Here is a 23,687-nt window from a genome sequence, read left to right as displayed (position 1 = left end):
TTCAGCGGAACTTCGCCGCGAGGTCGTCGGCGCCGCGCACCAGCACGCCCTGGTCGGACCCGACCGCGACGATGTCGAAGCCGGCTTCGATGTAGCGACGCGTCAGCGCCTCGTCGCCGCAGATGGTCCCGGCGCTCTTGCCCGTCGCCTTGATCCGCCGGGCGGCGGCGATCAACACCTCGACGACCTCCGGGCGGGTCGCGCCGTGCAGGAGCCCCATGTCGGCCGAGAGGTCGCCGGGGCCGAAGAAGAAGCCGTCGATGCCGTCGATCGCCGCCACCGCTTCGAGCGAGTCGACCGCCTTCATCGATTCCGGCTGGACGATGATGCAGATCTCCGCCTCGGCCGTGAACGGATAGTCCTTGATCCGGCCGAAACCCGAGGCCCGCGGTGCGCCGCAATAGCCGCGCACGCCCTTCGGCGGATAGCGGGTCGAGGCGACGATCGCCGCCGCCTGCTCCGCCGATTCGACCTGCGGGAACACCAGGGTCTGGACGCCGATGTCGAGATATTGCTTGACCAGCACCGGGTCGCAGCTCGGCAACCGCACCAGCGGGTGGCTCGGGCCGCCGGCGGCGATCGCCTGGAGCTGGGCGTAGACGGTCACCAGATCGCTCGGCCCGTGCTCGGCGTCGATGCCGATGAAGTCGAAACCGGAACCGGCGATCATCTCGATCGCCGTCGGGCTGCCGATCTGGCTCCACAGGCCGATCTGACGGCGGCCTTCGCGGAGCCCCTTCTTGAAGGGGTTGACGGGTGCGGGCATGGGACTTCCTCCGGGGGCGGATACCGCGCGTGACGGCGGCACCCTGGGGATTCAGATGGTCGAGAAGCTCGTCTCGACGCGGCCGAGACCTTCGATCTCGGCTTCGTAGCGCTGTCCGGGGGCGACCAGCGCCATCGGTCCGAGCGAGCCGGTCATCACCACGTCGCCGGCCTGCAGCGGTCGCCCGTCCAGCGCCAGCGCGTCGGCGAGCCAGACGAGGGCGGCGATCGGATTGCCGGCCACCGCCGCGCCGACGCCCGACGACACCACCGCGCCGTCGAGGCGGGTCTCCATCCGGCAGCGCAGCGCGTCGAAGTCGCCGAGCTTCTTCGGCCGCGTGCCCAGCACGATGTGACTGGCGGCGGAGTTGTCGGCGATGAAGTCGGCGACCTTGACGTCCCAATTCAGCACCCGGCAACCGACGATCTCGAAGGCCGGCACCGCATAGGCCACCGCCGACAGCACGTCGGCGACGGTGTTCTTCGTCCGATCGAGCGCGCGTTCGAGCACCACCGCGATCTCGGTCTCGAGCTTGGGCTGGACCAGGTGCGCGAAGGGGATCTCTTGGCCTTCGGCGAGACAACCGTCGGCGAACAGCCGGCCATGGGTCGGCGCCGAGACGCCCATCTGCTGCTGGACCGCCTTGGCCGACAGCGCCACCTTGGCACCGATCGGCCGGCGCCCGGCGGCGATCCAGGCGCGGTGGTTGGCGGCCTGCGCGGCATAGGCGGCGGCGATGTCGTCGGCGCCGATCAGGTCGCGGACGGGTGCGCAGGTGGTCGCGGCGGCCTGGGCCCGGCGCAGCCGCAGGGCGGCGGCGTCGATCGGAGAAAGTTCGCTCATGGAGCCTCTCGAAGGGGGGAAGCGCCGCACCGCGACGGGCCGGGAGGCCCCTCGCGGTGATCGGTCGGGGTCAAGGGCGGACGACGTTGATCGGGCGTCCGGCGAGGAAGGCGGCGAGGTTCTCTTCGGCGATGGTCATCATTCGCTGCCGCGCCGCCTGAGCGGCCCAGGCGATGTGCGGCGTGACGATGCAGTTGCGGGCGGTCAGCAACGGATTGTCGCGCGCCGGCGGTTCGCTCGACAGCACGTCGAGGGCGGCGCCGGCGAGCCGACCGGCGTTCAGCGCATCGGCGAGATCCTGCTCGACCACCAGCGGCCCGCGCGAGGTGTTGAGGAGAAACGCGGTCGGCTTCATCTTGGCGAGCGCCGCCGCGTCGATCATGCCGCGGTTGGTCTCGGTGAGCGGGCAATGCAGGCTGATCACGTCGGACTGCGACAGGAGCTCGTCGAGCCCGGCGTAACGCAGGGTCGGGCTCTCGAGGCTCTCGTCCTGGTAGGCGTCGAAGGCGAGAATCGTCATGCCGAGCGCCTGCCCGATCCGGCCGAAGGCCTGACCGATCCGGCCGAAACCGACGATGCCGAGGGTCTTCCCCGCCAGTTCGACCAGCGGGTTCAGCCAGTAGCACCAGTCGGGCCGGCGGAACCACTCGCCGTCGTGGACGCTGGCGTCGTGGGCGCCGACCCGGTGACACAACTCGAGCATCAGGGCGGTGGCGAACTGCGCCACCGCGGCGGTGCCATAGGTCGGGATGTTGGAAACGACGACGCCCCGTTCGGTCGCCGCCGCGACGTCGACGACGTTGTAGCCGGTCGCCAGCACGCCGATGAAGCGGATCGCCGGACAGGCGTCGAGCACGGCCCGCGACAGCACCGTCTTGTTGGTGAACACGATCTCCGCCACGCCAATCCGCGCGACCACGTCGTCGGCGGCGGTGCGGTCGTGGACCGTGAGGTCGCCCTGGCCGGCGATCGGATCCCAGGAGAGATCCCCGGGGTTCAGCGTATATCCGTCGAGTACGACGATCTTCATGGCGCGCCACCGTCTTCGGTTGAAGGCGTCCGGCCGGCCTCGGGCCGGCGTCGGACGGAGGGACCGCGCGGCAGGACCGATCCTCCCGCGCGGCGATTCCGGCTCAGTGTAGCGGCGCCGCCTGACCTTCGCGAACCGCCCGCCCGTCGAGGGTGAGGGCCGAGATCAGCGAGATGCCGGCGGCGATCGCCAGCCACAGACCGACCATCGCATTGGAGTCGAAGGCGTGATTGAGCCAGGTGGCGATCGCCGGGGTGAAGCCGCCGAGCACCGCCGCGGCCACCGCCTGTGCGAAGGAATAGCCGGAGGTGCGGCTCTGGGCCGGCACGGTCTCGACCATGGTCGGCACCTGGGCGGCGCTGTAGCTCGCGTACATCACCGAGAACCACAGTTCGAACACCACGAACTTGACGATCGTCGGATCGGCCGCCAGCCAGGAGAGCAGCGGATAGGCGGTGACCATCGCCGTGGTGGTGACGACGATCAGCATCGAGCGCCGATTGACCCGGTCGGCGATCAGCGAGGCGAGCAGCAGCGACCCCAGGATGGTCACCCCGACGAAGAACAGGGTGACGAAGCCGACCACGTCGCCGAGCTTGAGCGACTTGATGAAGGTCGGGGCATAGGTGGTGATCGCCTGCGAGGTGACCACCGCCATCGCCGACAGGCCCATGCAGCGCAGGATGACGCGCCAGCCGGTGACCAGGCTGCTGCAGATCTCGCCGAGCGACGGGGTCTTCTTCTTGCGGGCGAAGACTTCGGTCTCGGCGAGGCTCGCCCGGAGCCAGAACAGCACCGGGATCACCGCGCAGCCGAACAGCAAGGGCAGACGCCAGCCCCAGGCCGACATCTCGCTCGGCGACAGGGAGTAGAGCAGCAGGATGCCGGCGATCGACGCGGCCATCACCGCGAACTGCTGACTACAGACCTGGAAGCAGGTGTAGAACGAACGCCGGTTGGGCTGGGCGATTTCGGCGAGATAGACCACCACGCCGCCGAGTTCGGCACCGGCGGAGAAGCCCTGGAGCAGGCGGCCGAGCAGCACGATCAACGGTGCGGCGATGCCGATCGAGGCATAGGACGGGGTGCAGGCCACCGCGATGATGCCGAGCGACATCATGGCGAGCGCCAGGATCAGGCCGGCGCGACGGCCGTGCCGATCGGTATAGGAGCCGATCACGATGGCGCCGACCGGACGGGCGAGGAACCCGAAGGCGAAGGTCATCAGCGACAACATCAGCGACACGTGTTCGTTGTCGCTGGGGAAATAGGTCTGGGCGATGTAGCGGGCGTAGTACCCGTAGATCATGAAGTCGTAGATCTCCAGGGCATTGCCGGCGCCGACCTGGATGATCGGTTTCATACTGAATTTCTTCTGGCCCGTCGGCTGTTCGATGATGGCCGCTGCGTTCGACATGCGCACTCCTCCCTGGAGTGGTTGGAACCATGATTGGATCTCGATGGGGACCGACCCGCCCCGTCGCGGCCGCCGTCGACGGCCGCGCAGAGCTGGTCCCGGGGTGTTCGTGGGCGGATTCAGCGCTTCAGCGCCGTCGGCCCCCAATAGGCGAGACCGGTCTGTTCGACCCGGACCGCCTCGTTCCACTTGGCCATGCGTTCGGAGCGGGCGAAGGAACCGACCTTGAGTTGGCCGGCGTTCCAGCCGGTGGCGAGATGGACGATCGCGACGTCTTCGGTCTCGCCGGAGCGCGCCGAGACCACGGTGCCCCAACCTTCCGCCTGCGCCGCGGCGAGGGCGGCGCGGGTCTCGGTGATGGTGCCGGCCTGATTGGGCTTCAGCAGCACCGCATTGCAGGCCCCGGCCTTCGCCGCTGCCGAGACACGCCCGGCGTTGGTCACCAGGAAGTCGTCGCCGATGATCTGCACGCGGTGACCCACCGCCGCGGTGAAGGCGACGAGCCCCGCTTCGTCGTCTTCCGCCAGCGGGTCTTCGATCGAGACGATCGGATAGCGGTCGAGCCAGCCGATCAGCATCTCCGCCATGGCGTCGGAGGAGAGTTCGCGATCCTCGAGGGCGAGGCGGTAGCGGCCGTCCTTGCCGAACTCCGACGAGGCGATGTCGAGGGCGATGGCGACGTCCTCGCCGGGGACGTAGCCGGCCCGCTCGATGGCGCGCACCAGGGTGTCGAGGGCGTGTTCGTTGTTCTCGAAGGCCGGCCACCAGCCGCCTTCGTCGGCGACGCCCTGCAACAGGCCGCGCTCGGCCATGATCCGGCCGGCGGCATGATAGACCTCGCAGGTCATCTCCAACGCCCGGTCGAAGCTCGTCGCGCCGGTGGCGATCACCATCAGATCCTGGATGTCGATGCGCCGCCCGGCGTGCGCCCCGCCGCCGAAGATCTGGATCTGCGGCAACGGCATCTTCGGCACGGTCGCGCCGGCGAGATGCTTCCACAGCGGCAGGCCGGCGTCGGCGGCGGCCGCGAACATCACCGCCATAGAGGTGGCGACGATGGCGTTGCCGCCGAGCCGCGACCGATTGGGCGTGCCGTCGAGCGCCACCAGGAGCCCGTCGATGCCCGCCTGATCCTGCACGTCGCGGCCGATCAGCGCCGGCGCGATCTCGCGGCGGACCGCCTCGATCGCCGCCGCGACCCCCTTGCCGCCGAGCGCCTCGCCGCCGTCGCGCAGCTCGACCGCCTCGTGCAGGCCGCGCGAGGCGCCGGCCGGGGCGATGCCGCGGCCCGATCGGCCGCCGGCGATGGTGACGTCGACTTCGACGGTCGGCCAGCCGCGGGAGTCCCAGACCCGGCGCGGCGTGACCTCGGTGATGCGGCTCATGATGCGACGATCCTTTCGAGATGCGTGGCGACCGCGGCGAGGCTCACCGGCGGTTGCGCGATCAGGGGGCGGGCGGCGGCGCGCACGAGGTCGCGGCGGCCCGCGTCGAGGTATTCGGCGGGCGACTTGCCGTCGACCCGAGCGAGAAGCAGGCAGGCGAGGAGAGCGGCCGCGCGGGCTTCGAGCGCGTCGACCGGCTCCCAGTCGACATGGGCGAGATGGGCCGCGGTCAGGCGGCGGAAACTCTCGAACAGCGCCGGGCGCACCGCCGGCAGCACCGCCGCCTTGAGCAGCAGGTGGTTGAGGCAGAAGGCGAGATCGAAGGCCGGATCGCCCCACCAGGCGCATTCGGCGTCGAGCAGCACCGGCCCTCGAGGTCCGATCAGAATGTTCTTCGGCGACACGTCGCCGTGCACCAGCGCCAGCTTGGTGGTCCGCGTGGTCTCGACCACCGCCTCCAGCCGTGCCGCCAGATCGGGGTGGTTGCGCGCCGTCTCGAGCAGATAGGGATCGAGCCGCAGGGCATGGAAATCGGCGTCGGTGGCGAAGGTGGCGGCGAGCTCCGGTCGGCGCGCCGTGGCCGCATGGATCCGCCCGAGGCGGTCGCCGAGGAGACCCGCGAAGGCGGGATCGACCGATCCGGCCATCAGCCGCGCCTTCCAATTGGGATGCTCGGCCGGCGCCAGGAATTCCATGGCGAAGCAACCGGCGGCGCGGTCGACGCCGAGCACCGCCGGCACCAGGGTCGGCTCGATCGTCGCGACGGTGGTCAACCAGTCGATCTCGGCATAGATCCGCGAGATCGGCACCAGCCATTCCTTCGCCACCTTGAGACGGGGCAGTGCCTGTTTGAGACAGAGGCGGCGCTCGCCGGTGCTGATCACCAGGACGTTGGACGAGACGCCGCCGGTCAGCGGCTCGACGACGAAGGGTTCGTCGGCGGCGAGCAGCCCCATGCCGGAGAGGGTCGCGCGGACGGCGGCGAGATCGGCGCTGAGATCGGTGAATGCCATGGCCATGCGAAACCCCACCCGCGCCGGGACGTTCTGTTGCAACGCACAAAGACCGCCGAGGGTCCCGTACGATTTCGCTCGCAACCGCGAAGCAACGCCGTTGCCGCGACTGGTGCTCACGTGTGCATTATTGCTAGCGCACACGTGTGCAATCTGTCAATGCCGCGATTCCGCGTTTCGTGGCATTGCGCATCGGCAAGAGGTCGCACGGGGCGCGCGTGCCGAGAAGCGGGTTGCCGCGCGGGCGGAATCGGTATCCTTTCCGGAGGGCGTCGACCCGCGGCGCGGACGGCGGCGAGCGAGCGAGATCCATCGCGTGGCGACGAGAGAGCCGATCACCATCAAGCAATTGGCGACCATGCTCGGCATGGCGCACTCGACCGTGTCGCGGGCGCTCAACGACCATCCGGCGATCAGCGCCGAGACCAAGCGCCGCATCCAGGAGCTCGCCGCCCATCACGGCTACGTCCCCAACAGTGCGGCGCGCAGTCTGAAGACCGCCAAGAGCCGGATCATCGGTCTGGTCATCCCCGACATCGAGAATCGCTATTACACCACCATCGCCAAGACGCTGGCCGACGCCGCCGCGCCGCGCTCGCGCCAGATGATGCTGTCGACCACCGACGACCGCCCCGATCGCGAACAGTCGGCGATCCTCAATCTGCTCGAGGCCCAGGCCGAAGGCGTGGTGCTGGCGCCGACCGCCGATCCGACGCCCGAGACCCTGGCGATGTTGGCGCGGCTCGACGTCGTGCAGCTGCTGCGCCACCACCCGCAGATCGACGCGCCGCGGGTCGAGGTCGCCGACGACTACGGCCTCGCCTTGTCGGCGCGCCACCTCGTCGATCTCGGCCATGTCCGTATCGGCTACATCGGCAATCTCTCGCGCGTGTCGACCGGGGCGGCGCGCCTCGACGGTTTTCTCTCGGTCGTCGGCCGCGATCCCGAGACGCTGCGGCGGGTGCGGATCTGCCCGCCGCGCGCCGATGCCGCCGAAGGCGCATTCCTCGACCTGATGGCCGGCCCCGACCGCCCGACCGGCCTGGTGCTCGGCAGCGCCCGCCACACCGCCGGCGTGCTGGCCGGTGCCGCCCGCCTCGGTTTGCGGATCCCCGAGGATTTCTCCCTCGTCGGCTATGGCGACGGCGAGCTGGTGCCCCACCTCGCCAACGGCCTCACCACCCTGGCGTTGCCCGAACAGGAGATGGCCGACGCCTGCGCCGCCCTGCTCGGTCTGATCGAGCCGGCCGGCGAGCGCCCCGCGCGGTTCCGCCCGACCCTGGTGGTGCGCCGCTCGACCCGCGCGCCGGCGTGAGCGAGCGGAACGGTCGACGGCGGCGCAGCGCATCGCCGTTCGTCGCCACCCATGCGACGTCACGCGGCGGACTGCACGCGTCGGAGATGAGATCTTAAAGGCTCCTCGGCTAGAAACGTCTCGGACGCCCGACGAAGGCGGTCGCGAAACCTTGGGCCGGAGACGAGGCGTGTCGCAGACGATCACCACCCGCCGCACCGGGCGCGGCCTTTCGGCCCTGATCCTGCCGGCCTTCGCCGGCACGCTGTTCCTCTCGGCCTTCCTGCTGTTCTCCGTGCAGCCGATGTTCACCAAGATGGTGCTGCCGAAGCTCGGCGGTTCGGCGGCGGTATGGTCGGTGGCGATGGTGTTCTTCCAGGCCGTGCTGCTCGCCGGCTATGGCCTCGCCCATCTCCTCACCACCCGGCTCGGTCTCGCCAAGGCGATCGGCGTCCACCTGATGGTCTGCCTCGCCGCCGCGGTGGTGCTGCCGATCGCCGTGCCGGCGTCCTGGGGCGCGCCGCCCGAGCGCTTCACCGAGGTCTGGCTGATCGGCCTCTTCGCCCTCACCGTCGGCCTGCCGTTCTTCGCGGTGTCGGTCAACGGGCCGCTGTTGCAGGCGTGGTTCGCCCGCACCGGCCATGCCCATGCGAGCGATCCCTATTTCCTCTACGGCGCCTCCAATCTCGGCTCGTTCCTGGCGCTCCTCGCCTATCCGGTGGTGATCGAGCCGTGGATCGGCGCGCAGGCCCAGGCCCGCCTGTGGGCCGGCGGCTTCCTCGTCCTCGCCGCGCTGATCGCCGCCCTCGGCGCGGTGACGCTGAAGACCGCTCCGGCCGGGGCCGCGCGCGAGGTCCGCACGAAGCCCGAACCCATCGCGGCGCGGCGCGCCTTGCGCTGGGTCTTCCTCGCCTTCGTGCCCTCGGCGCTGCTGGTCGCGGTCACCGCCCACATCTCCACCGACGTCGCCGCCGCCCCCTTCCTGTGGGTGCTGCCGCTGTCGCTGTTCCTCGCCACCTTCGTGCTGGTGTTCCGGCACCGGCCGCTGCCGCCCCATGGCGCCATGCTGGCGGTGCAGCCGTTCCTGATGGCCGCGGTCGTGGCGCTCACCGCCCTGCCGGTGCTGCCGCTGCCCGCCCGCGTCGCCCTCGAACTCGCCGCCTTCTTCGTCGCCGCGATGGTCGCCCACGGCGAACTCGCCGCCGACCGGCCGAAACCCGACAACCTCACCGCCTTCTATCTGTGGATGAGCCTCGGCGGCGTGCTCGGCGGCATCTTCGCCGGCCTCCTGGCGCCGGCGATCTTCACCACCATCGCCGAATACCCGATCCTGCTGGTGGCGGCGCTCGCCTGCCGGCCGGGCCTGCGCCGGCCCTCGACCGCCGATCTGCGACGCGCGCTGCCCTGGGTCGCCGGCGCGGCGCTCCTCTTCGCCCTGCCGGTGGCGCTGCATCTGCCGCTCGGCACGCTCACCGACGCCACCCTGCTGGCGCTGGTGGCGCTGGCGGTGGTGCTGGTGGTGATGGCGCGCGCCGACGATCTGCGCCTCGCCGGCACCTTCGCCGTCACCCTCTTCGCCGCCGTCGGCTTCGCGCCGGGCCTCGCGAAGGTCGAGAGTGTGCGCTCCTTCTACGGCGTCCACCGCATCGCCGAATCGGCCGACGGGCAGTTCCGCTTCCTGTTCCACGGCACCACCATCCATGGCGCCGAGCGCATCCGCGACGTCGCCGGCGCGCCGATCGACGGCCGCCCGCGGCCGGCGACCTATTACTGGTCCGGCGGCCCGCTCGCCGACGTGATCGCAGCGGCGCGGGCGGCCGGCGGCGGCCGCATCGCCCGGGTTGCGGCGATCGGGCTCGGTACCGGATCGCTCGCCTGCCACGCCCGCGCCGGTGAGGCCTGGACCTTCTACGAGATCGACCCGGAAGTGGTGCGCATCGCCCGCGACCCGGCGAAGTTCCGCTTTCTCGCCGCCTGCAGGCCCGATCAGGAGATCGTCGTCGGTGACGGCCGTCTGACCCTGGCGCGCGCCGATCGTCCGGCCGCCGACCTGATCGTCGTCGATGCCTTTTCCTCCGACTCGATTCCCGTCCACCTCCTCACCCGCGAGGCGATCCGCCTCTACCGCGATCGCCTCGGGCCCCACGGCCTCCTCGCCTTCCACCTCACCAACCGCCACATGGACCTGTTGCCGGTGGCCGCAGCGCTCGGCACCGCCGAGGGTTTGACGGTGTGGAGCCGGGTCGGGCATCCCGACGCGGCCGGCGAGGCCGAGCACGACGGGACTTCCGCCGTGGCGGTGATGGCCCGCGATCCGGCCGATCTGGCGACGATCGCCGGCGACCCCGCGTGGCGGCGCATGGCCCCCGAAACCCAGGTCGCCGCCTGGACCGACGACCACGCCGACGTCCTCGCCGCCATCCTGCGCCGAGCGACCGGCCGCGAGCCCGAGACTCACTGACCCGAGACCGGGGTTTGGACGGGTCCGCTCCGGATGAGTAGGGTCAAACCGCGAGAACGATGGTCGGGACCGTTCGAGCGGGCGTCGGAGCCGCCGCGTGGAGCGAGGCGGCGACGCAGCGCCGCAGATCGCCGACTCGTTTCGAGCGCGGTCGAGGCGTGATCGACGGGTCGCCGCGGCCGTCATCGTGGCCGAATAGGCGCAAACTTTGCCGCACACCGGCGCCGCGAATCGGTAGTATTTCGTATGACGCGGTGTCGCGGTCGCCCCTTCCCTCGGGGAGGTCCGGCGGCCGCAGGTGTGATCTCCGCCGTTCGAAAACATCGGTAACCGGCGCTCGCCGCGGAGCCTGCGGTCCCGAGAGGGGCGGGGCGTCTGCGGTGGCCCCAGATGATCGTGGCCTTCAGATGCCGTCTCCCCGCCGCGCGGTTCGCAACGCACTCTTCGCCGCCATTTGCCTCGCCGCCTCGGCCGCCGGCGCCGACGAGGCCCCGCCGGTCTGGGCCTACCCCGTCGCACCGCGCGACTATGTGCCACCCGCCGACGACGGCTCGGTCCGCCACGTGCCCGGGAGCAGCCGCGGTTACACCCTGACCGAGATCCGCGATCTCTTCGTCGCCCGTGACTGGTTCCCGCAGGCCCATCCCCCGATGCCGTCGGTGGTCGCCGAGGGGCGCAAGCCCGATCTTCGGCCCTGTGGGGTCTGTCATCGCCCCGAGGGTATCGGCGGACCGGAGAACGCCAGCCTCGCGGGTCTGCCGGCCGCCTACATTCGGCGTCAGATCGCCGATTTCCGCAGCGGTGCGCGCTCGACCGCGGTCAAGGAACGCGGCCACGTCTTTCGCATGATCGCCGGTCTGAAGACCCTGACCGACGAAGAGATCGAACAGGCGGTCGCCTATTACGCGTCGCTGACCCTCCCGCCCCGCATCAGGGTCGTCGAGACCGAGACGGTCCCGACCAGCTACGTCCCGTCCTGGTACTACACGCCGAAAGGCGACGGCAGCACGGAGCCCTTGGCCGGTCGCATCGTCGAAATGCCCGACGACGAGGAAAATTTCGTCAATCGCGATTCCCGCGTGACGTTCACCGCCCATGTGCCGCCCGGCAGTCTCGCGCTCGGTGAAGCGATCGCCAAGCGCGGCGCTTCCGACCGCATTCCCGCCTGCGTCGCCTGCCATGGCGACGCCCTCGAGGGCGTCGCCGACATTCCGCCGCTCGCCGGGCGGTCGCCCTCCTATCTCGTCCGCCAGCTCTACGAGTTCAAACACGGCCTCAGGGCCGGAACCATGGCCGAGCCGATGAAGGCGAACACCGCCGGGATGTCGCTCGCCGAGATGGTCGCGGTCGCCGCCTATGCGGCATCGCTGAAGCCGTGATCTCCCCCCCGATCCAGAGAGGATCCGTTTCCATGCACAACATTTTCACCGCGGCCGTACTCGGGCTCGTCGTCTGTGCGAGCGGTGCGGCTTCGGCCGGCGAAACGATGCGGAGCGAACTCATCGGCTCATGGAAGCTGGTGACCAACTACGACCAATTCGCCGACGGGTCGACGCGCGACACCTGGGGACCCGGCTCGCAGGGCCTGGTGGTCTTCACGCCGGAAGGCACGTTCAGCGCCGTCATCGTCGGTGGCGATCGCGCCGCCAAGGCCGGTACCGTGCCGACCGACCCGGTCGGTCCGGCCATCGCCTATTTCGGCGCCTACGACGTCGACGAGAGCGCACGCACCTTCACCACCAGGGTCTGGCAATCGACCTTTCCGCAATGGCGGGGGCTGAGCCTGATGCGCAAGGTCGAAGAGCTGAATGCCGATCATCTGAAGGTGGTCGCGTCGCCGATCACCGATCCGAGCGGTCGGCAATTCGTACCGCACCTGGCGTTCGATCGCGTGAAGTGAGCGATGTCGGGGCGGGGCGCCTGTCGATCTCGACAGCAGAGGTGACGGCGGTTCCGATGGGTGTCGACCATCGGCCGATGCGGCACGATCTCCGCCGACGGCCCGTCGCGATGGTTCAGGGGATGTCGCGCACATCCGGCGGCGCTCGCCCGTCGTCGGCGCTCGCGGAACGCGTCGTGACCTGGCGTTGCGGCGGTGAGAGCCGATGGCTCGGCAGCGTCCGGGTGTCGGTCTCGATCTCGACGGTCACCGCCATGCCCGGCCGTTCGCCCGGCCAGCCGTCGACGCGCCACCGCTTCTTCGGACACCGCGGCGACGCGCCCGCGGAGGCGGCGGTCACATCAGGGCGGCGATCAGGAACGGCAGTCCGACATAGGCGAGCGCGGTCGACACCAGGATCATCCCGGCGACTTCTTCCGGTTCGTTGCCGTAGAGGCTGGCGAACAGATAGTTGAACACCGCGACCGGCATGGCGCTCTCGATGATCGGTGCGCCGCGGGCCGGCCCGGCGAGCCCGAAGGCGGCGGCCACCGCCCAACCGGTCAGGCCGCCGCCGCCGATGCGGGCGAGCGACAGCACGGTCGCCCGCCCGAATCGCGCCACCTTCAACTGCGCCAGGGCGACGCCCAGGGACAACAACATCATCGGCACGGCGATCGCGCCGGCGAGATCGGTGGTGTTGGTCAGCCAGGCGGGCGGCCGGATCTCCCAGATTTGCAGGGCGATCGACAGGATCATCACGTAGACGAACGGCAGTCGCAGCAGGGTGCGCGCTTCGAACCGACCCGCGGCGAGCGCCGGACCCACCGTGAACTGACCGATCACCGAAACGGCGAAATAGACCATGGCCAGCGTCATGCCGGCGTCGCCGAAGGCGAAGAAGCAGACCGGGAGCCCCATGTTGCCGACGTTCGGGAAGATCAGGGACGGCAGGAAGACGCGGGCCGAAAGTCCGGCGAGGCGCAGTCCGATCGCCCCGACCACGCCGAAGATCAGCATGCAGAGGATCGTCGCCGCGGCCATCGTCGCGACATCGGCGAGCGGCAGGTGCATCTTGGTGAAGATCGAAAACACCAGGCTGGGCGCCGCGACCATGGTCATCAGGTGGGTGATCATGGTCTGATCGAACGGCAATCCGCGTTTGGCCCAGACGAAGCCGATCAGCGAGATCAGGAACGCCGGCGCGATCACCGCCGCCAAACTGGAAATGAGGAGCATCGTCCATCCCGTCGAGAGTCGCGTCGCCGACAGCCGGTGCCACTCGTCGCCGCAACCTACCTCGCGAGACCGACGCTGCCCAGACCGCACGGGTGCCGGCGATCGGCGACCTGTTCGAAGCGAGGGCATCCCCCGGGACGAGGTCGACGGCGTGGCCGGCGCCGGGCCGGCCCTTCGAGACCCACGTCAGACGTAGCAGTGTGGCGCCGGTCGCCAGGTCTCCCAGAACGCCGGGTCGTGGCAGATCACGAGGTCGCCGTCGAGGAAGTCGGCCAGCATCTTCAGCCGGTTGATCGAGGCGACGGCGTGCTCCAGGCAATGGGCGTTGCCGGGCGGCGTCTGCGGGTGGAGGTTGGCCGGACACGACAGCGCGTCGCCGGTGAAGATCATCGTCCGTCCCGACGGCAGCCGCACCAGCAGCGACTGGTGGCCGGGGGTGTGGCCCGGGGTGGTGAGCACGGCGATCCCGGGCTTGATCACTCGATCGCCCTCGAGCAGCTCGAACGGCCGGTCCTTCTCCAGGAAGTTGCCGATGTAGGGCCCTTCGATGAAGGTGTCCGGCAGGCAGGCGAAGCGGTATTCGCTCAGCTGGATGAACACCCGCGCCTTGTCGAACAGTCGGTTGGCGCCCGAATGGTCCCAGTGGAAATGGCTGTTGATCACCATCTTCACGTCGTCGGTGGTGCGGCCGATCTCGCCGAGCCGGGCGCGGATGTCGTCCTGCGGTCCGTAATTGGCGATCATCGACAGAACGCGCGGCGGCGGCGCGTGGCCCTCCCAGCCCGGCGGCAGCATGCCCGTGTCGAACAGGATGTGCTCGCCGTCGGCCATCTCGATGAAGGCGCCGGTCACCGGGATCTCGACCCGGGTGCCCATGCCGCGGCGAAAGGTCATGGTCGACTGGTCGTTGTAGAGCGAGCCGAGGTGGAACAGCGTCACGCCGATGACCAGGGTGTCGAGCCGCGGGGGGACTGTCGCGTCGGAGTTCGTTCGGGACATGGAGGGCTCCTCAGAAGGCATGGACGGCGGCCGAACGCACCTTGAGGTGGACGATCTGGTCGACCACGAACTCCCCGGCGCTCTCCGATTCGACGATCACCGGCTGGTCGCCGATACCGTCGACTACCAGACGCGTGCGATCGCCGAGGAAGAAGGTGGCGGCGACGCGGCCGGTGAGGTCGCACTCGGCCGGGTCGGCGATGGTGACGCTCTCCGGGCGGAACATCACCTCGCGGCAGTCGGGATCGAGGTGGCGGCAGGGAATGCGCCCCGACTTGGTGACGAACTGGCCGTCGCGCACCTCGCCGGGCAGCCGGTTCATGGTGCCGACGAACTCGGCGACGAAGCGGCACCCCGGGCGGTGGTAGATCTCGCGCGGCGATCCGATCTGGACGATCTTGCCGCGATCCATGACGATGATGCGGTCGCCGAGCGACATCGCCTCTTCCTGGTCGTGGGTGACATAGACCGTGGTGATGCCGAGCCGCCGCAGCAGGACGTCGATCTCGGTGCGCAGCGTGTCGCGCAGCTTGGCGTCGAGCGCGGTCAGCGCCTCGTCGAGCAGCAGCGCCCGCGGTTGGATCGCCAGGGCGCGGGCCAGTGCCACCCGCTGCTTCTGGCCGCCCGACAACTGGTCGATCCGGCGCTCGGCGAAGGGCTCGAGCCGCATCATGCCCATCATTTCGCGCGCCCGCGCCGAGCGCTCGGCGAGGCCGATGCCGCGCACCCGTAGGCCGTAGGCGATGTTCTCCAGCACGTCGAGATTGGGAAACAGCGCGTAGCTCTGGAACACCATGCCGACGTTGCGCTTCTCGATCGGCAGCCGGGTGACGTCGTCGGCGCCGAACAGCACGTGGCCGCCGGGGTCGGGCATTTCCAGCCCCGCCATCATCCGCAGCGTCGTGGTCTTGCCGCAGCCCGAGGGGCCGAGGATCACCACGGTCTCGCCGGCGGCGATCTCGATGTCGACCGGGCCGACGGCGATCGTGCCGTCGCCATAGGTCTTGCTGCAGTTGCGCAACCGAATCGGGCTCGAGTCCATCTTGCGGATCATGGCGAAACCACCTTTTCGAGGGCACGGCGCTTACGCTTGGTCGATGTCCGCGACGGGTTGCCCCAGATCTGCATCGCGACCAGCAGCGGAATGATCATGGCGAAGAACAGCACGGTGTAGGCGCTGCCCAGTTCGAGGCGCGCGTTGGTGTAGGCGACCGCCAACCCGACCGGGATGGTCTGGGTGAAGGGCGTGGTGAGCAGCAGGGTCAGGTTGAACTCGCCGATCGACAGGGTCGTCACCATCAGCGAGCCGGCGAGGATGCCCGAACCGGCATTGGGCAGGACGATGGTCCAGAAGCGCGTCCAGAATCCCGCCCCGAGGCTGGCGGCGCCCTCCTCCAGGGTGCGCAGATCGATCGACGACAACACCGCCAGCACCGATCGCACCATGAAGGGGAGGGTGTAGAGCACGTGTCCGACCAGCACGAAGGTCCAGCTGGATCGGAAGCCGCCGAAGGTGCCGTAGAGCATCACCAACGCCAGCGCCGTGGCGAGACCGGGGATCGCCACCGGCAGGATGATCAGTTCCTCGAACATCCGCGACAGCCGCGACTGGCGCTTGGCCAGCACATAGGCGGCGGGCACCCCGATCAGGATCGTCACCACCAGGCACGACGCGGCGATGCCGAGCGACAGGAAGATGTTGTCGCCGTAACGCTCCCACACCTCGACGATCCACCGGGTGGTCAACCCGCTGGAGGGGCCGCGAAAGTAGTTCTCGGTGAAGCCGGCGAGGATCGACATGCCGATCGGGACCATCAGGAAGGCCGAGACCAGCAGGGTGAAGCCGAGTTGCAGCCAGAAGCCGATACCGTGACGCATGATCCTCACCCCGCTGCCGAGACGCCGGAACCGGCGAAGCTCCGAGCCAGCGCCAGCACCGCCCAGGTGATCAGACCGAGGACGACGCTCAGCGCCGCCGCCACCGCGATGTTCGCGTTGAGCGTGAACTCGGTATAGATCAGCATCGGCAGCACGCTGGCGCCGGCGTTGAGTGTGAAGGCGGTGCCGAAAGCTCCCATCGAAGTGGCGAAGCAGATCGCGCCCGACGAGATCAGCGCCGGCTGCAGGCCGGGAAGGATGACGTCCCGAAACACCATCGGCGGCGTGGCGCCGAGCGACCGCGCCGCCTCCTCGAGCTGGATGTCGAGCTTCTCGGCCGCCGCCATCACCGTCAGGATGACGCGCGGGATCGAGAAGTAGACGTAGCCGACGAACAGCCCGACCATGTTGTAGGCGAACACCGTCTTGACGCCGAACAGCGCCACCGACACGTCGCCGACGATGCCCTGACGGCCGCCGAGCATGATCACCATCAGACCGATCACCACGCCCGGAAAGGCCAGCGGCAGGGTCATCACCGCCACCAGCGCGCTGCGGCCGAAGAAGTCCTGGCGCACCAGGAACAGCCCGCTGATCACCGCGATCGCCAGGGTCGTCAACGTCACCAGACCCGACAGGGCGAGTGTCTGGAGCAGGCTCGAGGCATAGCGCCCGTTGGTGAGCACCGAGAGATAGGTCTCGATGCCCGCCTCGCCGCTGGCGCCGAGCGCGACCAACCGCGCGATCGGCAGCAGCCAGAAGGCCGAGAAGACGACGATGGCGGGCGTGATGAGAAGCAACAGAAGGACGTTCTCACGCGCCCGCGGGTCGGCGCCGGGAGAGACCGGCGCCCTCTCGACGACAGCGGCGATGCTGGTCATGACGGTCTCCTTGCGACGAGGTCAGCGCACGTCGGCGAGATAGCGGGCCGCGAACGGCTTCTGCGCTTCGGCCACCTTGGCGAAGTCGACCGACTTGACCCGCGCATAGTCGGAGGCCGGCAGGAACTTCGCCGCCGCTTCGGTCGACAGGGCCGCCGGTCGGATCGGCTTGAGGAAGGCATCGCCCCACACCGCCTGGCCCTGGTCGGACATGATGAAGTCGAGCGCCTTCTTGGCGTTCTCGGCGTGCGGTGCGCCCTTCACCATCACCATCACGTAGGGCACCGGCAGCGAGCCTTCCTTGGGGATGACGAAGTCGACGTTGGCCTTGTCCCGGTACTTGCCGCGATAGGCGTTGAAGTCGGCATCGATCAGGATCGGGATCTCGCCGGAGAGCACGCGGGCGTAGGAGCTCTGGTTGACGACGATCGGCGCGTTCTTCTTCAACTGCTGGAAATAGGCGATGCCGGGGTCGAAATTGTCGACCGAACCGCCGAGCGCGGTGTTGACCGCCATCCCCGACATGAAGCCGATGAAGGCGCTGGTCGGGTCGTAGTAGCCGACCAGACCGGCATATTCGGGCTTGAGCAGATCGGCCCAGGACTGCGGCATCGGGTGGTTGCCGAGCGCGTCCTTGTTGATGAAGAAGCCGACCGCGCCGGTGTGGATCGTGTACCAGTGGCCGTCGGGATCCTTCAGCTCGGCCGGAATCTCGTCGAAATGGGCCGGTTTGTAGGCTTCGGTGACGCCGAGCTTCTTGGCCTGGATGCCGAAGGTGATGCCCATGTTGGCGAAGTCGGCGACCGGATTGTTGCGCTCGGCGACGATCTGCGACAACGCCTGACCGGAGTTCTTGGCGTCGGCCGGCACGGTGATGCCGATCGCCTTCTTGATGGCGCGCAGTTCGCTGCCCCAGTCGGCCCATTCCTCGGGGCAGCTGTAGCACATCGCCACCGGCGTCGACTGAGCGAAGGCTTGCGCCGGCGTCAGGATGGTCAGGATCAGAAGCGCCTTCTTGAGCATTTTGCTCTCCCTGTCGTCTCGTTTTTCTTATGGTTTCACATGGGCGCCTCCGCCCACGACCCGTCCCGTCTGCGCGGGGCGGGGATCAGTCGGCGGCGCCGACGGCACCGGGCAGCGCAACGGCGAACCGTTCGGCCCACGGCGTCAGCCCCGGCAGGATGCCGGGGTGGAGGGCGATGCCGTCGCGCATCTGGTCCCGCCGCCGCCGCAGGGCGGCTTCGCCGGGCATCCGCAGCGAGGATCCGCCGGGGCGGGCCGGCACCGCGCGGGCGGCCTCCGCCAGCCACCCGGTCTCGCGCCGGAAGGCGTCGAGCCCGCCGAAGGCGGCGGGATCGAAGATCTCGAGGAACACCGCCGCACTCCGGCCGGTCGGTCGATCGGCGCGGCCGGAGCCGCCGAGCACGGTGGGCTCTCCCTCGACCCGCATCGCGCCACGCTCGATCTCGCCGAAATGGGCGGCGAGGAGTTGCAGTCCATGGGTCGTGTGCCCGAGGAGATCGCCCTCTACCAGTATCTCGGCGACCGCCGGGACGCGGTCGTCCGGCGCTCCGACGGCGATCGGCAGCGATCGGGCGAAGGCCGTCAGCGCGGCCGGCGAATGGCGACGGGCCGAAGTCGGGGCGGACTCGCCGCCGGACGGTCGGCGCGCCCGATCCGTCGCGATTGCCGATCTCGGCGGCTCGGCGTCCCGAAGCGGCGCCGCACGCCCGGGGGCCGCGTCGAGCCGATGGGGATGATCGTCACTGCTCCGCATCATCGTCCGCTCGCCACGAGGAAGGCACGGTCGGTGCCTTCGTTGCAACTAACATGCTTACATGTTAGCATTCCTGTCAAGGCGAACGACCATCATCTGCGAACGATTCTCGCCCCCCCCACCCGCCGCGACGGGCTTGCGCCGCGACGACGCCGTGCCCTGCGCCGGCCCTTCCGGGCGGTTCGATTCGGCCTCCCGCCGGAGCCGCCCGCCAGAGACCAGAGGACGTGACGATGTCGGAAGCGAAGCCGCGGCTCGGACTCATCGGGGTCGGCCTGATGGGCCATGGAATCGGGCGCACTCTCCTCGCCGGCGGGCACCGGCTCACCGTGGTCGGCCATCGCAACCGCGCGCCGATCGACGATCTGGTCGGGCAGGGCGCGACCGAGGCCGCGAACCCGGCCGAAGTCGCCGCGGCCGGCGACGTGCTGTTCCTGTGCGTGACCGGATCGCCCCAGGTCGAAGCCCTGTGCCGCGGCGCCGGCGGCATCCTGGAGGCCGCCCGTCCCGGCCTGACCGTGGTCGACTGCTCGACCAGCGAACCGGCCTCGACGCTGCGTCTCGCCGCCGAATTCGCCGCGCGCGGCGCCACCCTGGTCGATGCGCCGCTGACCCGCACCCCGGCCGACGCCGAGGCCGGCCGCCTCAACATCCTGGTCGGCGGCAGCGAAGCGGTGGTCGCGCGGCTCACGCCGATCCTCGCCTGCTTCTGCGAGAACGTCTTCCATGCCGGTCCGACCGGCTCGGGCCACAAGCTCAAACTGATCAGCAACTTCCTGATCGGCGGCACGGTCGCGCTCTATGCCGAGGCGCTGGTCACGGCGGCGCGCGCCGAGGTCGACGGCGACACTCTCTACCGGCTCGTCCGCGCCGGGCCGCTCTACAGCCCGCTCGTCGACCGGCTGCTGCCCCAGGCACTGGCCGGGCACTTCGACGGGGTGCGGTTTCAACTCGGCAATGCCCTGAAGGACCAGCGCTATTACGCCCACATGGCCGAGGAGGTCGGCGCCGTCAGCGTGGTCGGCGGGGCGGTCAAGCAGATGTTCACCCAGGCCAGCGTCCAGGGATTCCACGACCACTTCATCGCCTCGCTGATCGAAGCGCAGGCGCTGACCCACGGCGTCGATCTCGCCGAGCCCGGTTGAGCCGCGCTGCGGCCGCGACGGCCGCTCGCGCCTTCGAGGACGAGCGGCCGTGGTCGGTCGCGCCTCAGATCGCTGGGGCGACGATCGGGACGCCGTCGACCGACCGCGCCAGACCGAGCGGATTGCCGTCGCGCAGCGCCGCCGGCAGGAGGGCCTGCGGCAGGTCCTGGTAGCAGACCGGGCGCAGGAAGCGGCGGATCGCCAGGGTGCCGACCGAAGTGGTGCGGCTGTCCGAGGTCGCCGGGAACGGCCCGCCGTGGACCATGGCGTGGCCGACTTCGACCCCGGTCGGATAGCCGTTGACCAGAATGCGGCCGGCCCGCCGCTCGAGCACCGGCAACAGCGCCCGCGCGTCGTCGAGATCGCCCGCGTCCATCTGCAGGGTGGCGGTCAGTTGGCCGTCGAGGCGCTCCGCCACCGCCCGCAACGTGGCGACGTCGGGACAGCGCACCACCAGCGACGACGCGCCGAAGGTCTCCTCCTGCAGCACCGGATCGGCGAGGAACTGCGCCGCATCGGTCGCAAACAGCGCCGGTCGACCCTCGAACGGCCCCTGCGCCGGCCGACCCTCGGCGAGGGTTGCGACCGCCGCATGCGCCCCGAGCCGCAGCCGGCCGGCGTCGTAGGCGGCGTGGATCGCCGGTGTCAGCATGGTGGTCGCCGGAGCCGCCGCCACCGCCGCCGCCGCCTCGGTCAGGAAGCGGTCGAGGTCGGGACCGCCGACGGCGAGGACCAGGCCGGGATTGGTGCAGAACTGCCCGGCGCCGAGAACCAACGAGGCGACGAATCCGGCGGCGATCGCCGGCGCCCGGGCCGCGAGCGCCACGGGCAACAGGAACACCGGATTGATGCTGCTCATTTCGGCATAGACCGGGATCGGCTCGGCGCGCGCCGCCGCGGTCGCCATCAAGGCCACGCCGGCGCGCCGCGAGCCGGTGAAGCCGACCGCCTTGATCGCCGGATGGGCGACCAGCGCGGTGCCCATCGAACTGCCGGCGCCGAACAGCAGCGAGAACACGCCCTCCGGCAGGCCGCAGGCGGCGACCGCCGCCCGAATCGCGCAACCGACCATCTCGGAGGTGCCGGGATGGGCCGAATGGGCCTTCACCACCACCGGGCAACCGGCGGCGAGCGCGGCGGCGGTGTCGCCGCCCGCCGCAGAGAAGGCGAGCGGGAAGTTGCTGGCGCCGAACACCGCGACCGGTCCGAGCGGGATGTGGCGCAGGCGCAGATCGGGACGCGGCGCGGGCCGGCGCTCGGGGCTCGGCGTGTCGAAGCGCAGGCCGAGCCAGTCGCCGCGCCGGACTTCCTCGGCGAACAGCCGCAACTGGCCGACGGTGCGCCCGCGCTCGCCTTCGATGCGCGCGCGCGGCAGGCCGGTCTCGGCCGAAGCGCGTTCGATCAGGTCGTCGCCGAGATCGAGGATGTTCTGCGCGATGGTTTCGAGGAACCCGGCGCGGGCGGCGAGCGAGGTCTCGCGGTACGCGTCGAAGGCCGCGGCGGCGAGCGCACAGGCGCGCGCCACCTCGTCCGGACCGCCGCCGCCGTAGGCCGGGGCGAGACGTTCGCCGTTGCGCGGGTCGATCGCGTGGATGTCGCCTTCGGCGCCGTGCAGGCGCGTGGCACCGATCAGCATGTCGCCGTCGATCTTCATGGGAATGGCTCCGGACTCGGGTTGGTGCGGCCGGCGTCGCCGGTCGACGATCAGGCCTGGCGTTGCGGCGTCACCGCCACCGCGAGCAGGCCGCGTGCGGCGAGATTGGCGATCAGCGCCCGGGTGCCGAAGGTCCACTCCGGCAGGAGGTCCGAGCGGCCGACCCGGTTGACCAGAGTACCGAGCGGAGCGGCGTGGATCGAGACCAGATCGTTCGGGCGATGCGTGAAACCGCCGGTCTCGCCGCGCGGCTCGGTCGGCACGAACATGGTGCCGAGAAACAGCATCAACCCGTCCGGATATTGATGTTCGCGGCCGATCGTCGCCGCCACCAGATCGGCCGGATCGCGGCTGATCCGGCTCATCGAGCTGACGCCCTCGACCACGAAGCCGTCGTCGCCCGTGACCCGCAGGGTCAGGTCGGTGGTGCGGACGTCGTCGAGCGAGAAGCTCTCGTCGAACAGCCGCAGGAACGGCCCGATCGCGGTCGAGGCATTGTTGTCCTTGGCCTTCGACAGGAGCAGTGCGCTGCGGCCCTCGAAGTCGCGCAGGTTGACGTCGTTGCCGAGCGTCGCGCCGACGATCGCCCCGGCGCTGGAGACGGCGAGTACGATCTCCGGCTCGGGGTTGTTCCATCGCGACGCCGGATGGAGGCCGACGCCGGCGCCGTAGCCGACCGCCGAGCCCGGCTGCGCCTTGGTGAAGATCTCGGCATCCGGGCCGATGCCGACCTCGAGGTACTGCGACCACAGTCCGCGCGCCACCAGCGCCACCCGCAGGGCCTCGGCCTCGGCCGAGCCCGGCACGATCCGCGACAGATCGACCCCGATTTCGGCGACCAGCGCCCCGCGGATCGCTGCGGCGCGGGCGGGATCGCCCTTGGCCTGTTCCTCGACCACGCGCTCGAGCAGGCTGTCGGCGAAGGTGACCCCGGCCGCCTTGATCGCCTGCAGATCGATCGGTGCCAGCAGCGACGGACGGTCGGCGCGGCGCTGGGCGGGATCGCTGTCGGCGAGGAGTTCGTCGACGCCGCCGAGGCGACGGTCGTCGGGCAGGCTACGCAGGAAGCCGACCGGATCGGCCAGATCGAGCAGCGCCGATACCGTGGCGACGTGACGGCTGATGTCGTAGACGCCCTCGGGGCGTACCACCACCACCGCCGGCCCACCGTCGGGACCGGGCAGCCAGGCCCGACCCACCCACGTGCCGCGGTAGCCACCCTCGGGCGGTCGGTAGGCGTCGAACACCGTTTCGTGCATCGTCGTCTCTCTTCGTGTGCGCGGGCGCTCGCCTTCCACCACGGGAAGAGAGGGGAACGCCGGGGGGTCAGGATCCCTGGTCGAAGACCTCCGGCTGCAACGCCATCAGGGCCATCAGCTCCGCCAGAACGGTGTCGACGTGGTTCTGCATCGCCTCGGCCGCGGCAACGGCGTCGCGGGCGGCGAGGGCGCGGAAGATCGCCTCGTGCTCGGCCAGCGTGTCGGCATGCCGACGCGGCGACGACAGCATCCGCCGGGCCCGCTCCAGGCTGGCGCGCGCCGAATCGATCGCGGTATTGACCCGCTGATAGCCGAGGCAGTCGAGCATCAGGTTGTGGAAGGCGAGGTCGAGTTCGTGGAACACCTTCGGTTCGACCCGCTCCACCGCCAGGCGTTGGTACTGGATGTTCAGGTCGAGCTGATCGAGCACCGAGTCCGGCATGGTGGCGGTCAGCGTGCGCACCATCTCGACCTCCAGCGCGCGCCGGATGAACATCGCCTGGCGTACGTCGGAGACGCGGATCCGCGACACCCGGGTGCCGCGCTGCGGCAGCACCTCGACCAGACCCTCGGTCTGAAGGCGCGCCAGCGCATCCGACACCGGAAAGCGCGAGACGTCGAAGCGTTCGCACAGGGCCGCCTTGTCGATCATGCTGCCGGGGGCGAGCTCGAGATTGATGATCGCCTCGCGCACCGCCGTCTGCACGCGATTGGTGGCGCTGCCGCGCTGGTCGTCCGCCGCCATCGGTTTGAGTATCGCCATTCCC

Annotated in this window: 22 protein-coding genes; 5 read left to right on the top strand and 17 right to left on the bottom strand. The window is 70.0% G+C overall.

Annotated features, from left to right (window positions below; all coding sequences use genetic code 11):
- Window position 1: 1 nt before the first annotated feature.
- The 6 genes from EYW49_RS06280 to EYW49_RS06255 all read right to left on the bottom strand — a co-directional run bounded on the left by EYW49_RS06280 (window position 2) and on the right by EYW49_RS06255 (window position 6,460).
- On the bottom strand, window positions 2-766 hold the full coding sequence (locus EYW49_RS06280) for an HpcH/HpaI aldolase family protein (protein WP_131307328.1): 765 nt from the start codon (window positions 764-766) through the stop codon (window positions 2-4).
- A 51-nt stretch (window positions 767-817) separates the two neighbouring features.
- Window positions 818-1,609: a 2-keto-4-pentenoate hydratase gene (locus EYW49_RS06275; protein WP_131307326.1), complete on the bottom strand. Its 792-nt coding sequence runs from the start codon at window positions 1,607-1,609 to the stop codon at window positions 818-820.
- A gap of 70 nt (window positions 1,610-1,679) precedes the next feature.
- Complete coding sequence (locus tag EYW49_RS06270) at window positions 1,680-2,639, bottom strand: D-2-hydroxyacid dehydrogenase (protein ID WP_131307324.1); 960 nt, start codon at window positions 2,637-2,639, stop codon at window positions 1,680-1,682.
- 103 nt (window positions 2,640-2,742) lie between these two features.
- Window positions 2,743-4,056: a tricarballylate/proton symporter TcuC gene (tcuC, locus tag EYW49_RS06265; protein WP_131307322.1), complete on the bottom strand. Its 1,314-nt coding sequence runs from the start codon at window positions 4,054-4,056 to the stop codon at window positions 2,743-2,745.
- A 119-nt stretch (window positions 4,057-4,175) separates the two neighbouring features.
- Window positions 4,176-5,441 carry a phosphopyruvate hydratase gene (gene eno, locus EYW49_RS06260; RefSeq protein ID WP_131307320.1) on the bottom strand — a complete coding sequence of 422 codons (1,266 nt, stop codon included), beginning with the start codon at window positions 5,439-5,441 and terminating at the stop codon, window positions 4,176-4,178.
- Window positions 5,438-6,460 carry a phosphotransferase family protein gene (locus tag EYW49_RS06255; protein WP_228259514.1) on the bottom strand — a complete coding sequence of 341 codons (1,023 nt, stop codon included), beginning with the start codon at window positions 6,458-6,460 and terminating at the stop codon, window positions 5,438-5,440. Before EYW49_RS06255 ends, eno begins: the two co-directional genes overlap by 4 nt.
- 310 nt (window positions 6,461-6,770) lie before the next feature.
- Between EYW49_RS06255 and EYW49_RS06250 the strand changes: the two genes are divergently transcribed.
- The 4 genes from EYW49_RS06250 to EYW49_RS06235 all read left to right on the top strand — a co-directional run bounded on the left by EYW49_RS06250 (window position 6,771) and on the right by EYW49_RS06235 (window position 12,109).
- Complete coding sequence (locus EYW49_RS06250; RefSeq protein WP_165498150.1) at window positions 6,771-7,769, top strand: LacI family DNA-binding transcriptional regulator; 999 nt, start codon at window positions 6,771-6,773, stop codon at window positions 7,767-7,769.
- A gap of 169 nt (window positions 7,770-7,938) precedes the next feature.
- Window positions 7,939-10,209, top strand: a complete 2,271-nt coding sequence (locus tag EYW49_RS06245; RefSeq protein ID WP_131307316.1) for a spermidine synthase — start codon at window positions 7,939-7,941, stop codon at window positions 10,207-10,209.
- A 407-nt stretch (window positions 10,210-10,616) separates the two neighbouring features.
- On the top strand, window positions 10,617-11,588 hold the full coding sequence (locus EYW49_RS06240; protein WP_131307314.1) for a c-type cytochrome: 972 nt from the start codon (window positions 10,617-10,619) through the stop codon (window positions 11,586-11,588).
- Complete coding sequence (locus tag EYW49_RS06235; protein WP_131307312.1) at window positions 11,585-12,109, top strand: lipocalin-like domain-containing protein; 525 nt, start codon at window positions 11,585-11,587, stop codon at window positions 12,107-12,109. Before EYW49_RS06240 ends, EYW49_RS06235 begins: the two co-directional genes overlap by 4 nt.
- Window positions 12,110-12,224: 115 nt before the next feature.
- Here EYW49_RS06235 and EYW49_RS22955 read toward each other — a convergent pair whose 3' ends face one another.
- The 8 genes from EYW49_RS22955 to EYW49_RS06200 all read right to left on the bottom strand — a co-directional run bounded on the left by EYW49_RS22955 (window position 12,225) and on the right by EYW49_RS06200 (window position 18,862).
- On the bottom strand, window positions 12,225-12,365 hold the full coding sequence (locus tag EYW49_RS22955) for a hypothetical protein (protein WP_165498149.1): 141 nt from the start codon (window positions 12,363-12,365) through the stop codon (window positions 12,225-12,227).
- 80 nt (window positions 12,366-12,445) lie between these two features.
- On the bottom strand, window positions 12,446-13,327 hold the full coding sequence (locus EYW49_RS06230) for an AEC family transporter (RefSeq protein ID WP_131307310.1): 882 nt from the start codon (window positions 13,325-13,327) through the stop codon (window positions 12,446-12,448).
- Between the two features lie 186 nt (window positions 13,328-13,513).
- Complete coding sequence (locus EYW49_RS06225) at window positions 13,514-14,326, bottom strand: N-acyl homoserine lactonase family protein (RefSeq protein WP_165498148.1); 813 nt, start codon at window positions 14,324-14,326, stop codon at window positions 13,514-13,516.
- A 10-nt stretch (window positions 14,327-14,336) separates the two neighbouring features.
- On the bottom strand, window positions 14,337-15,380 hold the full coding sequence (locus tag EYW49_RS06220) for an ABC transporter ATP-binding protein (RefSeq protein ID WP_131307306.1): 1,044 nt from the start codon (window positions 15,378-15,380) through the stop codon (window positions 14,337-14,339).
- Window positions 15,377-16,204 carry an ABC transporter permease gene (locus EYW49_RS06215; protein ID WP_131307304.1) on the bottom strand — a complete coding sequence of 276 codons (828 nt, stop codon included), beginning with the start codon at window positions 16,202-16,204 and terminating at the stop codon, window positions 15,377-15,379. Before EYW49_RS06215 ends, EYW49_RS06220 begins: the two co-directional genes overlap by 4 nt.
- A gap of 5 nt (window positions 16,205-16,209) precedes the next feature.
- Window positions 16,210-17,085 (bottom strand): ABC transporter permease, encoded by an 876-nt coding sequence (locus EYW49_RS06210; RefSeq protein ID WP_131307302.1) that lies wholly within the window; start codon window positions 17,083-17,085, stop codon window positions 16,210-16,212.
- A 21-nt stretch (window positions 17,086-17,106) separates the two neighbouring features.
- Window positions 17,107-18,108, bottom strand: a complete 1,002-nt coding sequence (locus tag EYW49_RS06205; protein ID WP_131307300.1) for an extracellular solute-binding protein — start codon at window positions 18,106-18,108, stop codon at window positions 17,107-17,109.
- Window positions 18,109-18,193: 85 nt separating this feature from the next.
- Window positions 18,194-18,862 carry an Ldh family oxidoreductase gene (locus EYW49_RS06200; protein ID WP_131307298.1) on the bottom strand — a complete coding sequence of 223 codons (669 nt, stop codon included), beginning with the start codon at window positions 18,860-18,862 and terminating at the stop codon, window positions 18,194-18,196.
- 233 nt (window positions 18,863-19,095) lie between these two features.
- On the opposite strand from EYW49_RS06200, the gene EYW49_RS06195 reads away from it, so the two are divergent.
- Complete coding sequence (locus EYW49_RS06195; protein WP_131307296.1) at window positions 19,096-20,007, top strand: NAD(P)-dependent oxidoreductase; 912 nt, start codon at window positions 19,096-19,098, stop codon at window positions 20,005-20,007.
- A 64-nt stretch (window positions 20,008-20,071) separates the two neighbouring features.
- Here EYW49_RS06195 and EYW49_RS06190 read toward each other — a convergent pair whose 3' ends face one another.
- The 3 genes from EYW49_RS06190 to EYW49_RS06180 all read right to left on the bottom strand — a co-directional run bounded on the left by EYW49_RS06190 (window position 20,072) and on the right by EYW49_RS06180 (window position 23,683).
- Window positions 20,072-21,661 (bottom strand): aldehyde dehydrogenase (NADP(+)), encoded by a 1,590-nt coding sequence (locus EYW49_RS06190; protein ID WP_131307295.1) that lies wholly within the window; start codon window positions 21,659-21,661, stop codon window positions 20,072-20,074.
- 50 nt (window positions 21,662-21,711) lie between these two features.
- On the bottom strand, window positions 21,712-22,920 hold the full coding sequence (locus EYW49_RS06185) for a fumarylacetoacetate hydrolase family protein (protein WP_131307293.1): 1,209 nt from the start codon (window positions 22,918-22,920) through the stop codon (window positions 21,712-21,714).
- Between the two features lie 67 nt (window positions 22,921-22,987).
- A complete protein-coding gene (locus EYW49_RS06180) occupies window positions 22,988-23,683 on the bottom strand; it encodes a GntR family transcriptional regulator (RefSeq protein ID WP_131307291.1) in 696 nt (231 codons plus the stop codon).
- Between the last annotated feature and the right edge of the window lie 4 nt (window positions 23,684-23,687).

The sequence above is a fragment of the Siculibacillus lacustris genome, from assembly GCF_004328075.1.
Lineage (GTDB): Bacteria > Pseudomonadota > Alphaproteobacteria > Rhizobiales > Ancalomicrobiaceae > Siculibacillus > Siculibacillus lacustris.
The sequence above is the reverse complement of the archived record's forward strand: the minus strand, read 5'-3'. Positions and strand labels throughout refer to the sequence as shown.